General features: G+C 35.0%; 16 protein-coding genes. 13 read left to right on the plus strand and 3 right to left on the minus strand.

Going from position 1 to position 15382, the window contains the following annotated elements:
* The first annotated feature begins 2 nt into the window (after positions 1–2).
* The 11 genes from KUA55_RS05980 to KUA55_RS06030 all read left to right on the plus strand — a co-directional run bounded on the left by KUA55_RS05980 (position 3) and on the right by KUA55_RS06030 (position 11956).
* A complete protein-coding gene (locus KUA55_RS05980; protein WP_218325271.1) occupies positions 3–887 on the plus strand; it encodes an ABC transporter permease in 885 nt (294 codons plus the stop codon).
* Positions 887–1660, plus strand: a complete 774-nt coding sequence (locus tag KUA55_RS05985; protein WP_218325272.1) for an ABC transporter ATP-binding protein — start codon at positions 887–889, stop codon at positions 1658–1660. The genes KUA55_RS05980 and KUA55_RS05985 overlap by 1 nt, the downstream gene beginning before the upstream one ends.
* A 348-nt stretch (positions 1661–2008) precedes the next feature.
* On the plus strand, positions 2009–3172 hold the full coding sequence (gene aroC, locus KUA55_RS05990) for a chorismate synthase (RefSeq protein ID WP_218325273.1): 1164 nt from the start codon (positions 2009–2011) through the stop codon (positions 3170–3172).
* Positions 3173–3185: 13 nt separating this feature from the next.
* The gene (locus KUA55_RS05995; protein ID WP_218325274.1) at positions 3186–4250 is read left to right on the plus strand and encodes a prephenate dehydrogenase; all 1065 of its coding nucleotides are present in this window, start codon (positions 3186–3188) and stop codon (positions 4248–4250) included.
* 3 nt (positions 4251–4253) lie between these two features.
* Positions 4254–5534, plus strand: a complete 1281-nt coding sequence (gene aroA, locus KUA55_RS06000; RefSeq protein WP_218325275.1) for a 3-phosphoshikimate 1-carboxyvinyltransferase — start codon at positions 4254–4256, stop codon at positions 5532–5534.
* Positions 5531–6034: a shikimate kinase gene (locus KUA55_RS06005; protein ID WP_218325276.1), complete on the plus strand. Its 504-nt coding sequence runs from the start codon at positions 5531–5533 to the stop codon at positions 6032–6034. Before aroA ends, KUA55_RS06005 begins: the two co-directional genes overlap by 4 nt.
* Positions 6034–6876: a prephenate dehydratase gene (gene pheA, locus KUA55_RS06010; protein WP_218325277.1), complete on the plus strand. Its 843-nt coding sequence runs from the start codon at positions 6034–6036 to the stop codon at positions 6874–6876. The genes KUA55_RS06005 and pheA overlap by 1 nt, the downstream gene beginning before the upstream one ends.
* 97 nt (positions 6877–6973) lie before the next feature.
* The gene (locus KUA55_RS06015; RefSeq protein WP_218325278.1) at positions 6974–8200 is read left to right on the plus strand and encodes an LCP family protein; all 1227 of its coding nucleotides are present in this window, start codon (positions 6974–6976) and stop codon (positions 8198–8200) included.
* Between the two features lie 79 nt (positions 8201–8279).
* Positions 8280–9128, plus strand: coding sequence for a DegV family protein (locus KUA55_RS06020; RefSeq protein WP_218325279.1), 849 nt, complete (start codon positions 8280–8282; stop codon positions 9126–9128).
* Between the two features lie 100 nt (positions 9129–9228).
* On the plus strand, positions 9229–9708 hold the full coding sequence (locus KUA55_RS06025) for a DUF6530 family protein (protein ID WP_218325280.1): 480 nt from the start codon (positions 9229–9231) through the stop codon (positions 9706–9708).
* Between the two features lie 16 nt (positions 9709–9724).
* Positions 9725–11956 carry an AAA family ATPase gene (locus KUA55_RS06030; RefSeq protein WP_218325281.1) on the plus strand — a complete coding sequence of 744 codons (2232 nt, stop codon included), beginning with the start codon at positions 9725–9727 and terminating at the stop codon, positions 11954–11956.
* Positions 11957–12006: 50 nt separating this feature from the next.
* On the opposite strand, the gene KUA55_RS06035 is transcribed toward KUA55_RS06030, so the two are convergent.
* Genes KUA55_RS06035 through KUA55_RS06045 form a run of 3 tightly spaced genes read right to left on the minus strand, consistent with a single transcriptional unit; the run spans position 12007 to position 13849 of the window.
* The gene (locus KUA55_RS06035) at positions 12007–12546 is read right to left on the minus strand and encodes a TIGR01440 family protein (RefSeq protein WP_218325282.1); all 540 of its coding nucleotides are present in this window, start codon (positions 12544–12546) and stop codon (positions 12007–12009) included.
* A gap of 15 nt (positions 12547–12561) precedes the next feature.
* Positions 12562–13056, minus strand: coding sequence for an ECF transporter S component (locus tag KUA55_RS06040; RefSeq protein WP_218325283.1), 495 nt, complete (start codon positions 13054–13056; stop codon positions 12562–12564).
* Between the two features lies 1 nt (position 13057).
* Positions 13058–13849, minus strand: coding sequence for a bifunctional hydroxymethylpyrimidine kinase/phosphomethylpyrimidine kinase (locus tag KUA55_RS06045; protein WP_218325284.1), 792 nt, complete (start codon positions 13847–13849; stop codon positions 13058–13060).
* A gap of 159 nt (positions 13850–14008) precedes the next feature.
* On the opposite strand from KUA55_RS06045, the gene KUA55_RS06050 reads away from it, so the two are divergent.
* A complete protein-coding gene (locus KUA55_RS06050; protein WP_218325285.1) occupies positions 14009–14635 on the plus strand; it encodes an NAD(P)H-binding protein in 627 nt (208 codons plus the stop codon).
* A gap of 117 nt (positions 14636–14752) precedes the next feature.
* Positions 14753–15301 (plus strand): hypothetical protein, encoded by a 549-nt coding sequence (locus KUA55_RS06055; protein WP_218325286.1) that lies wholly within the window; start codon positions 14753–14755, stop codon positions 15299–15301.
* Positions 15302–15382: the final 81 nt, after the last annotated feature.

Raw genomic sequence — 15382 nt, forward strand, 5'->3', positions numbered from 1 at the left:
CTATGATAATTTCGTCAATTGGACAAGGATTTATTTGGGGGATTTTAGGATTAGGAATTTTTATGACTTATCGTATTCTAGGTTTTCCAGATATGACAACAGAGGGATCATTTCCACTAGGTGGCGCGATTTGCGTCACCGCCATTGTTAATGGTATTCATCCGTTTTTTGCAACAATCTTAGGAATCTTGGCTGGTATGTGTGCAGGATTTGTTACGGGGATGCTTTATACTAAAGGAAAAATTCCAGTAATTTTAGCAGGAATATTAGTTATGTCTGGTTTAAACTCAGTGATGTTGTTTGTCATGCAAACACCAAATTTATCTTTGTTAAATCAGCCCAAACTACAAGACTTTTTTACTCAATTGAATCTACCAGATCACTTTGATATCGTGTTGATGGGATTAATTGCAGTTGGAATTATTTTTACCTTATTATTACTATTCTTCTTCACTGATTTTGGTCAAGCATATATCGTCACAGGTGATAATGAGACAATGGCTCGTTCGATTGGTATTAATACAAACGGCATGAAAGTAATTGGTTTAACCTTATCAAATGGTGTGATTGCACTGTCTGGAGCATTAATTGCTCAAAATGATGGTTACGCCGATATTGGAAAAGGAACAGGTGTGATTGTCATTGGTTTAGCGTCAATTATTATTGGAGAAGTAATCTTCGGCGAAGTTACTTTTGCAGAAAGATTAATAACGGTTATCTTGGGCAGTGTCATTTATCAATTATTAATTCTAGCAATTATTAAAGTTGGCTTAGATACGACTTATTTAAAAATCTTTTCGTCAATCATTTTAGCGATTTGTTTAATGATTCCAAGATTGAAAGAAGCATTGAACTTGAAAACAGGATTTGAAAAGGAGGCTAAGTGATGGAGGCATTAGAATTAAGACAAGCGAGCAAAACAGTTAATAATGGATTAAATGAATCGCGCCCAATTTTACGTGGGGTTGACTTAACGATAAAAACAGGAGACTTCATCACTGTCTTAGGTGGTAACGGTGCTGGAAAAAGTACTTTATTTAATAGTATTTCCGGTAGCTTGCCTCTGGATTCGGGTACCGTAAAAATTATGGATCACGATATTACAAAATTACCTGAAGAAAAACGGGCAAAATATATTTCTCGTGTTTTTCAAGATCCTAAAATGGGAACTGCTCCGCGTCTAACGGTAACTGAGAATCTAGCATTGGCTGAAAAAAGAGGTCAAAAGCGACCACTAAAAACTCGTAAAATATCACAAAAGAAAGAATTTTATTATAATTTATGTGCACAAGTCGGTAATGGCTTAGAAAATCATTTGGATACACCTACTGGATTTTTATCAGGCGGTCAAAGACAAGCGTTAAGTTTAATTATGGCTACTATCACAAAACCAGATTTATTACTTTTAGATGAACATACAGCCGCTTTAGATCCTAAGACAGCTCGACAGTTGATGACTTTAACAGATAAAATCATTAAAGAACAAAATCTGACTTGTCTAATGATTACTCATAAGATGGAAGACGCTATAAATTATGGTAATCGCATGATTGTGATGGAAAAAGGACAAATCATCAAGGATTTAAATGCATCTGAAAAGAGTCAATTAAGCTTGTCTGATTTGTTTTTATTTTTTGAAGAAGATGAATTGGCGTTGTAAAAATGGAAATACAATGAGAACTTTTTCAGAAAACTATAAAAAAACAATTGACTTTTCTCATATCGACACCTATACTAAGTCTAATCTTAACCAATTGGGAGCGAAAAATATGATTAATACTACTTTATCCCAACTGAATAATTTATACTTTAGCTATTTTAGATAGTTTGTATTCATGTGATTCATGGGTACGGACGAAGCAATTGTTTGTATCTATGATGGCTAAGGAACTTGTGTATGAAGTCAAGCCACGTAGAGAATCTATCTACTGTGGCTTTTTTATTTATTCAAAAAGCTCATTGTAGATAGCTACAATGAGTTTTTTAATTTTAGAAAAGAGGAAAAAAGATGCGCTATTTAACAGCAGGAGAATCCCACGGACCAAAACTTACTACAATTATTGAAGGTATTCCAGCCGGATTAACGGTTTCAGTTGATCAAATTAACCAGGAATTGACACGTCGCCAAGGCGGTTATGGTCGAGGCGGTCGTATGAAAATAGAAACCGATCAAGTAGAAATTACTGCCGGTATTCGACATGGAAAAACATTAGGTTCACCAATTGCTATGACAATTGAAAACAAGGATTGGAAAAATTGGACAAAAGTCATGTCAGTAACGCCAGTTGAGGATAAAATCGCTAGTCAAAGAAGAGTTGCAAAACCGCGTCCTGGACATGCAGATTTAGTGGGTGGAATGAAATATCAACACCGTGACTTGCGAAATGTTTTAGAACGTTCCTCAGCAAGAGAAACAGCTGTACGGGTGGCAATTGGGGCATTAGCCAAACAACTTTTAGCCAGCTTAGAGATTGAAGTAGCGAGCCATGTTGCAGTCTTAGGAGGCATTAAAGCAACGGTTCCAGAAGTTATCAGTGTAGCAGAAATTAAAGCTAAAGCTGCAGCTTCTGAAGTTCGAACGGTTGATCCGACGGTCGATGAAGCAATGAAAAAATTAATTGATGAAACCAAAAAAGCGGGAGATACTCTAGGCGGTGTCGTCGAAGTACGAATCGAAAATGTTCCTGCTGGATTAGGTAGTTATGTGCAATGGGATAAAAAATTAGATGGTAAATTGGCACAAGCGATGTTAAGTATTAACGCCTTTAAAGGAGTAGAATTTGGTATTGGATTTGATGCTAGTATGAAACCGGGTTCCGAAGTAATGGATGAAATTACCTGGAATGATACTGGTTTTCATCGGACAACCAATCATTTGGGTGGTTTTGAAGGTGGTATGACTAATGGCGAACAAATTATCGTTCGAGGAGTAAAAAAACCGATTCCTACTTTATACAAACCATTGATGAGCGTTGATATTGATTCGAAAGAACCATTTAAAGCCAGCGTAGAACGTTCTGATAGTACAGCAGTTCCTGCTGCCGCAGTTGTAGCTGAAAATGTGATGGCAACGGTGATTGCAAATGAATTATTGGAAAAATTTTCTTCCGATACTATGGAGGAATTGCAAATAGCAGTGAAAGAATATCGGGAAAGACTGCTAAAATTTTAGTGAGGTAAAATAAATGAAGGTTTTAATTGTAGGTTTAGGATTAATTGGCGCCTCCTTAGCTAAAGCGATCAAAAGACCGAATATGACGATATACGGTTGGGATCATTTAGCTGAGAGTAGAGATTTTGCAAAAACTCACGGGATAGTTGATGACTTATCCGATGACTTTGGTGAGATGGATATAATTATTTTATCAGTACCGATTCAGACGACTTTAGAATATTTAAAAAAATTAGCTAAAATTGAATTAAAAGATTCAGTGATTGTGACTGATACAGGAAGTACGAAAGAAAAAATATTCCAGCTTGCAGAAGATTTGCCCTTCACATTTATAGGTGGACACCCTATGGCAGGATCACACAAATCGGGCGTCAAGGCAGTTAATCAAAATTTATTTGAAGAAGCTTATTATATCTTGACTCCTAAAGTTGAGGATCAATCAGTTAACGTATTGCAGGAAATTTTGACGCCAACGAGAGCAAAAATAATTATCACTGACCCAGCAAGTCATGATGAAATCGTGGCAGTACTAAGCCATTTGCCTCATATTGTAGCTGCAGGATTAGTTAAAATGAGCGATCAATTAGCTGAAGACTATCCTCGAGCATCACAATTGGCAGCTGGTGGGTTTCGTGATATCACTCGTATTGCCTCTTCTGATCCAAGAATGTGGACAGATATCTTATTAACAAATCGTCAAACATTGCTGACATTATTAAAAAAATGGCAAGATGAAATCGAGAAAATTCAGCAATATTTGGTTGAAGAAGATCAAAAAGCGATATATGATTTTTTTAATCAAGCAAAATATTCGAGAGACCGTTTACCACATAAGAAACAAGGAGCTATACCGGCTTTTTATGATTTATATGTCGATATTCCAGATATTGCTGGAGCAATTGCGCAAATTACAACCATTATTAGTACAGCAGGAATTTCGATTACCAATTTGAAAATCCAAGAAACTAGAGAAGATATTTATGGTGTCTTGGAATTATCATTTAAAAATCAAGTAGATTTACTTCAAGGACAAAAATTAATTGCAGCGGAAAACTTTTGCTGTCGGGTGAGGAGTTAACAAATGAAATTATTACAAGCGGATCGTTTAATAGGAGAGTTAATGGTACCACCAGATAAGTCAATTTCTCATCGCAGTATTATGTTTGGTGCCATTAGCCAAGGAACAACGACAGTTCATAATTTTTTAACAGCTGAAGATTGCTTAAGTACGATTGATGTTTTTAAAGCATTAGGGGTAACCATTCAGAGAAAAGGTAGTGTAGTGACAGTTATTGGTTCTGGAATTGATGGCTTAGAACAACCTCATCAGGAATTAAACGCTGGAAATTCAGGAACGACTCTCCGTCTAAGTTTGGGTATTTTAGCTGCTTGTGGTTTTACATCAAAGATTGCAGGAGATCATTCTTTAAATAAACGTCCTATGGAACGAGTGATGTCTCCTTTAAGACAAATGGGGGCAAATATTAATGGGGAAAATCAGACTGGTTTGCCACCTATTACCATAACAGGCGGTAAATTAAAACCGATTGAATATATTATGCCTGTAGCAAGTGCCCAAGTGAAGTCAGCAATCTTATTTGCTGCACTGCAAACTGATGGTGAAACAACTATTATAGAGAAAGAAAAATCACGAAATCATACAGAAGAAATGATTGAACAATTTGGTGGAACAATAAAAGTTCAAGATAAAGTAATCAAAATAACAGGGAAACAAAAATTAGTTGGTCAAGAAATAACGGTGCCTGGTGATATTTCATCGGCTGCATTTTTCATTGTGGCAGGTCTAATTTTAAACAATAGTCAAATTACTTTGAAACAAGTGGGAATTAATCCGACACGTACCGGAATCATCGATGTACTAAAACAAATGGGTGGATCTATCACTTTTAGTCAAATGGATAAAAAAAATCAAGCGGCAGATTTAAAAGTCTCTACTAGCAAATTAAAAGCAGTTCAAGTAAAAGGTGAAATTATACCCCGCTTAATTGACGAATTACCAATTATTGCTTTGGCAGCTACTCAAGCTGAAGGAACAACCGTTATTTCTGATGCTGCTGAACTAAAAGTGAAGGAAACCAATCGGATTGATGTTACTGCTTCTGAACTAAATAAACTCGGTGCCAATATTGAAACCACAGAAGATGGGTTAATTGTCTACGGTCCGACCAAACTACATGGCGGAAAAGTTAGTAGTCATGGCGACCATCGAATTGGCATGATGTTACAAATTGCAGCATTACTTACAGAAGAAGTAGTCGAACTTGAAAATCCTGAAGCAATAAATATTTCTTATCCAACATTTTTTGATGATTTAGCGGAACTAAAGGAGGAAGAACAATGAGCGCAATTATTTTAATCGGATTTATGGGTGCAGGTAAAACAACTATTAGTAAAGAATTGGGAAAAACAACAAACGCGCAAGTTGTTGATATGGACGATGTGTTAGTGGAAAGAATTGGTCAACCAATTGCTGATTTTTTTGAAGAACATGGCGAACCGGCCTTTAGAAATCATGAAACAGATTTATTAAAAGAAGCAATTACTAAAAATTCAATTATTGCCACTGGTGGCGGTGTTATTTTACAAAAAGAAAACCAAAAAGTTTTGGTAGATAAAAAGGTTATCTATTTAAAAGCAAATGCGGATGTGCTAGTTGAAAGAATCCGAAATGACAAAACGAATATTCGACCAAATGCCATGAATAAAAATGATGGTGAAATTAAAAAATTGTATTTCAGTCGGGAAAAGTTATATGAAAAATTGGCTAAATTTACTATTGATACATCTGAAAAAACACCACAAGAAATTGTGGCTGAAATTCTTAATCAGGTAACTGTCTGATGAAAGTCGCCTATCTTGGTCCTAAAGGATCTTTTACTTATCAAGCGGTTAAAATGTATTTTAGTGGACAAGAAATAGAATTTATAGCTGTTGAAACCATTAATGAACTACTGGAAGTAAAGCAGCAAAACCAAGTAGATTGGGCCATGGTACCGGTGGAAAATACGATAGAAGGTTCTGTTTTACAAACTATTGATCAAATTTATCGTCGTTTGCCACAAATTAAAGCAGAAATAATTTTGCCGATAAAACAACAATTTTTAGTTGCAAAAAATAATCAAAAAAACTGGCAGAACATACAATTGATTTGTTCTCATCCACAAGCGTTAGCGCAATCTCAAGAATTTATTACTCAGTTTTTTCCGAGAATTGAAATTGAGCAAATGGCCTCTACTACTCAAGGAGCAAAAAAAGTTGCTGAACATCCCGACCAATTATTGGCAGCTATTGCCTCAAAAGAAGCAGCAGAAGAATATGATTTAGCAATTGTACAAAAAGATATTCAATCAATTTCAAATAATCAGACTAGGTTTTGGTTATTAGGAGATCAAGCATCACCAACAGAGTTGAAATATTTCCAGCAAAAAGCTACTGTTTTGGTTGATTTAGCTTTAAACCAACCAGGTTCTTTACACGAAATATTGGTGGTATTTCATCAGTTAAATATTAATTTAAGTAAGATTGAGTCTCGCCCTCAAAAGACTAAGCTAGGAGAATATTTTTTTATTATTGATATTGATGTACCAACCGATCAAACCGTGCTTGAGGAAGCTTTAAAAGCTTTAAATCAGCAAAATAATCGTGTGACTTTATTAGGTAATTATCCGACTTATCAGCTCTAGTTGGATGATTTACCTAATTTTTTCTTATATTTTTAAAAATCTGACTGACAAAGGTACAATAATTTGTTATTTTTATTTTGCGAAGGATGGTGGACCCATGAGTCGAATGGACCGCAATAAAAAAATTCATGAGGAAAGCGAAAAAGTCCAGCGGAAAGAAGAACGTAAGAAAAAAGCTTTTCGCCGTGAGAAGACGACTGATGAATTTGAAAAAGAAACAACTCTCCACAACAAAACAGAAACTGAAGCAAAAAATGATAATTTTTTAGATACGGCTGATTTAAATTATTTAGAGAACTTAGATAATCCCTTTAAACAGAAAAATCAACAACGTGAATATCAAAAATCAACTTATCAAGAACCTATTCAAAAAAATAAAAAAAGATTTCCGTTAGCTTGGAAGAAAAAAACCAAAGACCCAAATCAACCACGCAAAAAAAGAAATTGGAAGAAAAATATTCTAAGGATTTTGATTTTTTTAATTGGCTATTCGTTGGTGACTTTTGCGATTGGGAATTTCCAAGCAAAACATGATGCTACAATGCCAGCCATCGAGACACAGGAATTTGCTGGTGCTAAGTCAGAAGATGGAACGAGTAATATCTTATTATTAGGTAGCGATACTCGGGATAATGTGAGCGGTCGTTCAGATTCTATGATGGTTTTGCAAGTAGATGGTAGCGGAAAACCGAAACTAGTATCATTTATGCGAGACATGTACGTAAGCATTCCTGGTGTTGGTGAGAATAAATTAAATGCTGCTTATGCTTATGGCGGAGCTGATTTGGTTCGCCAAACATTGTTAGAAAATTTCGGAATTAATTGTCGCTATTATGCCATGGTAGATTTTCAAACTTTTGAAAAAGGAATCGATGCACTCTTTAGTAATGGTGTGAAGATTGATGCTGAAAAAGATATGAGTTCTTATATTGATGAACCAATTTCTCAAGGAGAGCAACAAATGAATGGTCATACTTTACTGAACTATGCTCGTTTTAGAATGGATGAAGAAGGCGATTTTGGTCGTGTAAGAAGGCAGCAACAAGTAATGACAGCTGTTTCTAGCCAAATAAAGAATCCACTGGTCTTAATCAAAGCACCTTATGCAATGGGAAAAGTTTTTGGATATTTATCAACTGATATTAGTAACTTTTACATTTTTACCCATTTATTTGGTTTTGCAAAAATGGCAGGTGGAATTGATCGTTTAACCCTACCAGTTGATGGTTCTTGGAGCTATATTGATACTGATAATGCAGGGAGCGCTCTAGATGTTGACAATGCAACCAATAGTGCACAAGTTCAAGCCTTTTTGGCAAAGTAAGAAAAATCTTATTTCAATGAACTTTAGATTATGCTATATTTTATTTATTGCAAAATTTTAATTAAGTGAGGATATTTAGATGAAATTAGCGATCGTGACAGATAGCAGTGCCTATCTCAGTGAACGCATTAAAGACCATAAAAATTTATTTGTTATTCCAATTCCTGTGATTATTGATGGCAAACCCTATGATGAAGGGATTGATATTACTTATGAAGACTTTTATCGTCGATTGAATGAAACCAAAGAATTTCCAACAACTTCCCAGCCAGCTTTAGGAGAAGTAATCGAGATTTATAAAAAAATCAAAAATCTAGGATATGATACGATTATCAGTATTCATTTATCAGAAGGAATTTCTGGTTTTGTCCGTATTCTAGAATCAATTAAGGACGAAATAGATGGCTTGACTGTCATTCCTTACGATTCAACAATCACGAGTGTACCGATGGGTTATATGGTTGAAAAAGCACTAGAGCTTAACGACCAAAATAAAACTTTGCCGGAAATACTAGCAGGAGTAGACCATATTCGTGATACAACGAATGCTTATATTATTGTTGATGATTTGAATAATTTGGTTCGAGGTGGTCGTTTAACTAACGGAGCAGCGATAATTGGAGGATTACTGAAAATAAAACCAATCCTGACATTTACCAATGGTAAAATTGTCTTAGCCGAGAAGATTCGTTCTTTGAAAAAAGCTTTGCAACGAACGGAAGAAATTATTGAGAACCATCGCCAAGCAAGTAATGAAGAGTTGCGAATTTATGTGATTCATGCCAATAATCCAGATCTTGCAAAACAAGAATTAGAAAAATTAAAAATCAAATATCCGGAAGCAACGATTGAAGTGGGCACTTTTGGACCAGTTATTGGGACACATTTAGGTGAAAAAGCAATTGCTTTAGGCGTTTCCAGCATGTAAACTACTAGATTTTTTAGTAGTTTTTTCTTTGCATAATTTTAGATTTATAGTACTATTTTAGTAATTTAGTAAATTACTAGTTTAGTAAGGGAGTAATAAGATGAAAATACCAACAAATTTAAAACACAAACCAGTTTTTTTAGTTGAGGATTACGATAAAATTGATGGTCATCATGCATGGGAAAGTGATGCAAAAGGCTTAACACTAGGCTTAGCTCAATGGAATGATCGGGGAAAAGTTGATATTTCAGGTAAAGTTTGGCGTCATACTGGAGAAAAATGGTCACGCCAATCAGAAGAATTACCGATTAGCAGAATTCTAGATTTGGCAATTTTAGTTGCTCGTTCTAGTTTATATTTACAAGATGCTTATCGTTTCGAAAAGTTTTATGATCCTGAAAATCCAGTAGTAGATATCATTGGACTACAAGGTGGCCGTATGACGGTAGAAGTTGATACAGAGAATCCCAAAATTGATGAAGATATTATTTTGTTCAATGACACAATGAATAAAGATGGCGAGTTAATCGGAGAACGATTTCGAACTTTGAGTCGCTTATTAGAAGAATTAGGTTATTAAAAAAGGAGTGACTCTTATGAATACAAGTTATTCTGTCACAAAAAATCGTTGGTTTTCTAAGATTGAGCAGCAAATGATTTGGCAAAAACCAAAAAGTCATCAGACAAGTGCTGAAGAAATTCGGATTGCCCAAGAAATTAAAACAAACTGGGATGATCCCGAAATGAAAATAAACAATATTCTATTGGAAGGCGATGCCGGATCGGGTAAGACGCAACTGGCACGTGCACTATCGGCCGATTTGCAATTACCTTATACTAAGGTCACTTGTTTTGCTGATATGGATAAAACCGATGTGTTTGGTGCTTTATTACCGGTGGTTAGTTCTGATGATGAATTAGATCATGAATTATTAGAGGCTGTTTATCAGACTGAAACTTTAAGTGAAGTTTTACGTTTAGTGGCGCAACATTACAGTATTAGTCAAGATCAAGCAAAGGTTCGTCTAGCTCAATTAATTGAGCGTTTAACTGACGATGAAAATATTCGACCGGTGCAATATAAATTTTATCCTTCTGAAATTGTTCGTGCAATGGAAAAAGGTTATCTGCTGGAGATTCAAGAGCCAACAGTGATTCGAGATGCTTCTGTCTTAGTAGCATTGAACTCTGCTTTGGAGAGTAATGGCCTGTTAAATTTACCAACTGGTATGATCAGCCGCCATGATGATTGCGTCGTAGTGATTACCACCAATAGAAATTATCAAGGTAATCGCCCATTAAATGAATCTTTAAGAGACCGCGTGCAGCATGCGGAAAAAATGGATTTACCTGCAATTGGGGTAATGATTGAACGGGCAAAAAGTAAGACCGGCTTTACCGATGAAGATTATTTAAAAGTTATGGCTGAAATCATCCGCTTATTAGATGAAACCGCAAAAGCAAATGCCGTTAAAGGTGTGGCGGGTATGCGTTCTTACTTTTATTGGATCAATAGTTTGAAACAAGGGCAAGATCCGTTAGAAAGTCTTTATCCGAAAGTTTTATATAAGTTGACTACTGATGAATTGGAACTAACTATCTTAACGGATACTCTAGAATCGAGCGGCTTGATTGCTCAATTACAACAAATTAAAAATCAACAAAAATTGAACCACGTTTCAGGGCGAAAAATAAGCCAAGCAGAGGCTGAGAAACGAAATATTACAGCTGAAAGTGAGGAAGCAAATCTTGTAGCGCCAACGGAGCTAGAAAATATAGATGCAAACGAATCTTCTGAAAAGGAAACAGTAGCAGAAAAAAAACCAGAACAAAATGACAAAATAAATTTTTCAGAAGACCAAAGAACGCAAAAAGCGGCAAAGAGTCAAGAAGCTTTTATTTCTGAGGAAGAAAAAATTGGCTCTGCAATGTCATTAGCAGATCAGGCCGAATTAGATAAAAACAAACGAAAAGAATTGAACAAAACCACTAGAGAAATTCTTAAAGAAACCATCCATGCTAAAGAAGGAACGATTACTCATCGACCTAAAATAACTACTGAATCAATTCAAGAAGGTAAAGAATTAACTCAAGCAGTATTGCCAGAAGTAGATAGCTTGAGTCGTGTGATTAATGATATTTTGAACAAAGAAGAAAGTAACGAATTTAGCAATGGTAAATATTATGGATCTCGATTTAATGCTAGTCATGTTGCTTACGGTGACTTACGTAATTTTGATAAAAAAAATCCACCAAACGAAAACCCATCTTTGGCTTTAGCGGTAAGAGTTGATGAGTCTGGCTCAATGTTACGGGATGGTCGAATAGAACAGGCAAAATTAGCTGCCATTGCCGTTAGCTTATTTGCAGAAGCAGTCAAAATTCCTTATATGCTTTATGGTGATTCTGCAGATGTTAGTCAGAGAGAAAAAACATCTCTTTATTCTTATAAAGAATTTGACGATAGTTACGATTTTATCGCAGCAAAAGTTGCGACAATGAAGCCGCGACAAAATAATCGCGATGGTGTTGTCTTAAAAGTAATGGCTGAAAAGTTATCTCGACAAACAGCTGATACAAAAGTTTTACTTTCGATCAGTGATGGTCAGCCAAAAGCACTCCCTGATTACACTGGTGAAAAGGCTAAAAAAGATATTCAACAAGTCTTGGCAGACTATGAACGAAAAGGGATTCTTTTTCTAGCCTGTGCCATTGGTGAAGACAAAGAACAAATTAAAGAATTATATGGTGAAAGTAATTTTGTAGATATTAGTGATTTAAATCAGCTTTCTCAACAATTGCTGCATTTAATTGCTCGATTTATTTAAAAAAAACAGGAAGCTAAGAGATTTTTTTCTCTTAACTTCCTGTTTTTTTCTTAATAAGTTGCTCTAGGTCCACCAATATATTTTGGCCGGTTGCGTAGGGCTGTGACATGGGCGCCACCAAGTTCTTTAATACTTGGTCTTACAGGTACTTGGACATGTTTAACATGCATGCCAATAGAAGTATCACCAATATCAATCCCAGCATCAGCAACAATATGCTCAACCTCAACGGGATCTGTAAATTGTTCAAAAGCTGCTACTGAACACGCACCTCCAGCATGTAAAGCCGGTTTGACATTAACAATTTCCCAATCTTTTTTTTCAGCTAACTCTCTTTCAACAACCAATGCACGATTGATGTGCTCACATCCTTGGACTGCTAAAAAGATGCCTTTTGAATCCAGGATACCTTTTAAAGTTTCAATGACCCATTGACCAACTTTTTGACTGGAATTTTTTCCGATTGTACCGCCAACTATTTCACTAGTCGTACAACCTAAGACAAAAACTTGTCCAGCTTTTAAGTTGGCAACTGATAGAAGATCTTCTGTAATAGTGGTTAGTTGTGCTTGTAATTCTTTTTTCTCCATGATAAAAACTTCCTTCTAATGATATTGTAGTTTTGAAAATACTTTGTTGAGACTTTGGTAAAGTAACATAGTAACGGCAATCCCAAAAATGTTTTGAACCAAATTTGAGGGAATCGAAATAATTCCAGCCGGCCAAGTATAAAGTAAGGCTGTCGCTAAAGCATACCCTGTAATCATTACTAATGAAGCTAAGGTGAATCCAATCAGCATTCCTTTAAAGTTAGGCCATTTACGATAAATGAAGCCCAGGGTTAATCCTTGTAAGCCGTGGATAACAAATGAAAAAATCATCCACTGAGGATAACCAGATAATAAATCAATCATACCACCAGAAAAAGCGCCCACTAAAAATCCAGCCAAAGGTCCCAAAAATAAACTTGCAGAATAGATACCAACTTCACACAATGTTACAAAGCCATTGGTAGCGGGAATAGGGATGATTACAATTAATGATAATGCCACAGTTAAAGCTACTAGCATTGCGATTCTTGTCAAATTACGAATTTTCACATTAAATATCCTCCAAACTTAAGCCACGCCAAACATTGCCAGCACCATTTTTTAACGTGACGCCTCGTTTTATTGCTTGATATACGAAATCTTTACTATTTAATACAGCATCAAGTAGTGATTGATCTAAAGCTAAGTTAGCTGCAATCGCTGAAGCGAAAGTGCACCCAGCACCATTGACAGTCTTTTTATTAATTTTGGTTTTTTGTAAAACTTGACACTGCGTACCATCAAAAAATAGATCGCAGGCCAATTCTCCAGCTAATCGTTCACCACCTTTAATAATCACCGATTGCGGACCAAAAGAATAAATTTTTTGGGCGGCTTGCTGCATTTCAGCTAGATTACTAATTGATTGTTGGCTTAGAAGTTCAGCTTCCTTCAAGTTTGGTGTAACAATTGTTGCCAATGGAAATAGCTCATTAATTAGTTTTTCACGGTATTGATTATTGTGAATCTCATCAGTTTCTTTAAAAGCTAAAACAGGGTCTAAAACAATGGGCACTTGAGATTCTTGTAAAAATTTCTTGATTAGTGTCATTGTTTCTAAGTTATGAATAAGTCCAATTTTTATCGTATCCAAAACCACGTTATTTTTAAGTGTATTTAATTGTTTTGCAACTAAATCTGGTTCTACATCATAAATGTTGAATTCATTTTCTAACAGCACAGCGATGCAAGTAATTACCGTTAAACCAAAAGTATCAAAATCTTCAAATGTTTTTAAATCTGCTTGTAAACCACCACCAGCTAAAGTATCAGACCCGGCAATAGTTAAAATATTTTTTGTCATATTATTTACTCCTTGCATTTATTATAAGCGTCCTCAAAAAGATAGAAACAGCCAATTGGTTTATTTTCAACTCATCCAATTGTAAGGTAAATCTTTTTAATTGTGTATTTATTTAAAAAAAGTTATGCTTTTTTCATAACTCAAGGAGGCAGTATTAATATGAAGATATTTGTAGCAGGTGCAACAGGTCGTGTCGGACAAATTTTAATTAAACAATTAGCTGATAAAGGTCATACAGTTTATGCCGGTGCAAGAAGAGAAGAAGAAATTGAAAAAAATGAAAAAATTCATCCAGTACATATGAATTTACATTCAACAGTCGCTGAATTAACTAAACTACTATCTGATGTAGAAGTTGTTTATTTCGTAGCAGGATCAAGAGGAAATGATTTGCTTCAAACTGATTTAAACGGTGCGGTAAAATTGATGGAAGCAGCAAACCAAGCAGGAATAGCACGCTTTATTCACTTAAGTGCACTTCATTCGTTAGTACCAGAACAATGGCCAGAAAGCATTCCAGATTATTACGTGGCAAAATTCTTTTCTGATAAATGGTTAATCGATCAAACAGATTTAGATTACACAATCGTTCAACCTGGTAGTTTAGAAGAAACGGTTGGTAGTGGTAAGATCACAACAAATGTGACTGGTTTCAGTAAAAACTCAATCGAAAATGTTGCCAGTGTATTAGCAGAAGTATTGGACAAAACAAATACAATTAAAAAACTAATTTCGATGGGTGACGGTGACACTCCAATTGAAGAAGCAATCAAAAATATTAAATAATATCGAAATAAAGTAACGGACTATTATAGTTCGTTACTTTTTTCAATTTAGAATGCTCAAAAGACAAATTCATGATAAAATACATAAAGATAATTAAAGAAAAGGGGAGGGAATCGAATGATTAAGCTTAAGCATCTGAGTCGATATTATCGAAAAGAAAAAAATTATTCGAAATCCGAGGCAAGAAAACTTGCTGAAAAAACTCAACCTTCTCTTGAAGCAGCAGAAAATATATACCTATCAATATATGATGAGACGCAACCTAAATTCTATGAAAAGAGTTCAAAAGAAAAAAAATGGTATGCCTATCAATGGGTTAGCTTAATTATCTTCGCCATTTATTTTTTAATTGTTTTAAGAAATGGCTTTTTTACTAGAACAGCTAGTTTCAGTCATTTTTTTTTGTTGGTTTTAGCCGGGAATTTATATAATGCAATCCGTGTGAATTTAAAAATAAATCAAATGTTACATGAACAAAGGATAGCTGCAGTTTTAGAAAGTGATTTAATCGTAAATGAAAAATTAGCGGATGTCGAAAAGCTAAAAAAAAGGATCTTTCGTCAAGAACAAAAGGGAAATGAATTACGCTTAGCTCGAGAAAAACAAGCCAGAGACTTAGAAATAGTAAAAAAACAAAATAAAAAAGAAACGTCTAAGGATAAATAGGCGCTTCTTTTTTAACTATTAAAGATTAAAATAAAAATATCGCAAAAGAAATATAGAATTATAAAATCGAGTAGTAAAGGA

Source organism: Enterococcus alishanensis (assembly GCF_019218635.1).
In the GTDB taxonomy this organism is placed as follows: domain Bacteria; phylum Bacillota; class Bacilli; order Lactobacillales; family Enterococcaceae; genus Enterococcus_A; species Enterococcus_A alishanensis.

Excerpts from the sequence above, each read along its gene's own strand:
- KUA55_RS05980 (WP_218325271.1), top strand. The coding sequence starts at position 3 with ATGATAATTTCGTCAATTGGACAAGGATTTATTTGGGGGATTTTAGGA.
- KUA55_RS05985 (WP_218325272.1), top strand. The coding sequence starts at position 887 with ATGGAGGCATTAGAATTAAGACAAGCGAGCAAAACAGTTAATAATGGA.
- aroC (WP_218325273.1), top strand. The coding sequence starts at position 2,009 with ATGCGCTATTTAACAGCAGGAGAATCCCACGGACCAAAACTTACTACA.
- KUA55_RS05995 (WP_218325274.1), top strand. The coding sequence starts at position 3,186 with ATGAAGGTTTTAATTGTAGGTTTAGGATTAATTGGCGCCTCCTTAGCT.
- aroA (WP_218325275.1), top strand. The coding sequence starts at position 4,254 with ATGAAATTATTACAAGCGGATCGTTTAATAGGAGAGTTAATGGTACCA.
- KUA55_RS06005 (WP_218325276.1), top strand. The coding sequence starts at position 5,531 with ATGAGCGCAATTATTTTAATCGGATTTATGGGTGCAGGTAAAACAACT.
- pheA (WP_218325277.1), top strand. The coding sequence starts at position 6,034 with ATGAAAGTCGCCTATCTTGGTCCTAAAGGATCTTTTACTTATCAAGCG.
- KUA55_RS06015 (WP_218325278.1), top strand. The coding sequence starts at position 6,974 with ATGAGTCGAATGGACCGCAATAAAAAAATTCATGAGGAAAGCGAAAAA.
- KUA55_RS06020 (WP_218325279.1), top strand. The coding sequence starts at position 8,280 with ATGAAATTAGCGATCGTGACAGATAGCAGTGCCTATCTCAGTGAACGC.
- KUA55_RS06025 (WP_218325280.1), top strand. The coding sequence starts at position 9,229 with ATGAAAATACCAACAAATTTAAAACACAAACCAGTTTTTTTAGTTGAG.
- KUA55_RS06030 (WP_218325281.1), top strand. The coding sequence starts at position 9,725 with ATGAATACAAGTTATTCTGTCACAAAAAATCGTTGGTTTTCTAAGATT.
- KUA55_RS06035 (WP_218325282.1), bottom strand. The coding sequence starts at position 12,546 with ATGGAGAAAAAAGAATTACAAGCACAACTAACCACTATTACAGAAGAT.
- KUA55_RS06045 (WP_218325284.1), bottom strand. The coding sequence starts at position 13,849 with ATGACAAAAAATATTTTAACTATTGCCGGGTCTGATACTTTAGCTGGT.
- KUA55_RS06050 (WP_218325285.1), top strand. The coding sequence starts at position 14,009 with ATGAAGATATTTGTAGCAGGTGCAACAGGTCGTGTCGGACAAATTTTA.
- KUA55_RS06055 (WP_218325286.1), top strand. The coding sequence starts at position 14,753 with ATGATTAAGCTTAAGCATCTGAGTCGATATTATCGAAAAGAAAAAAAT.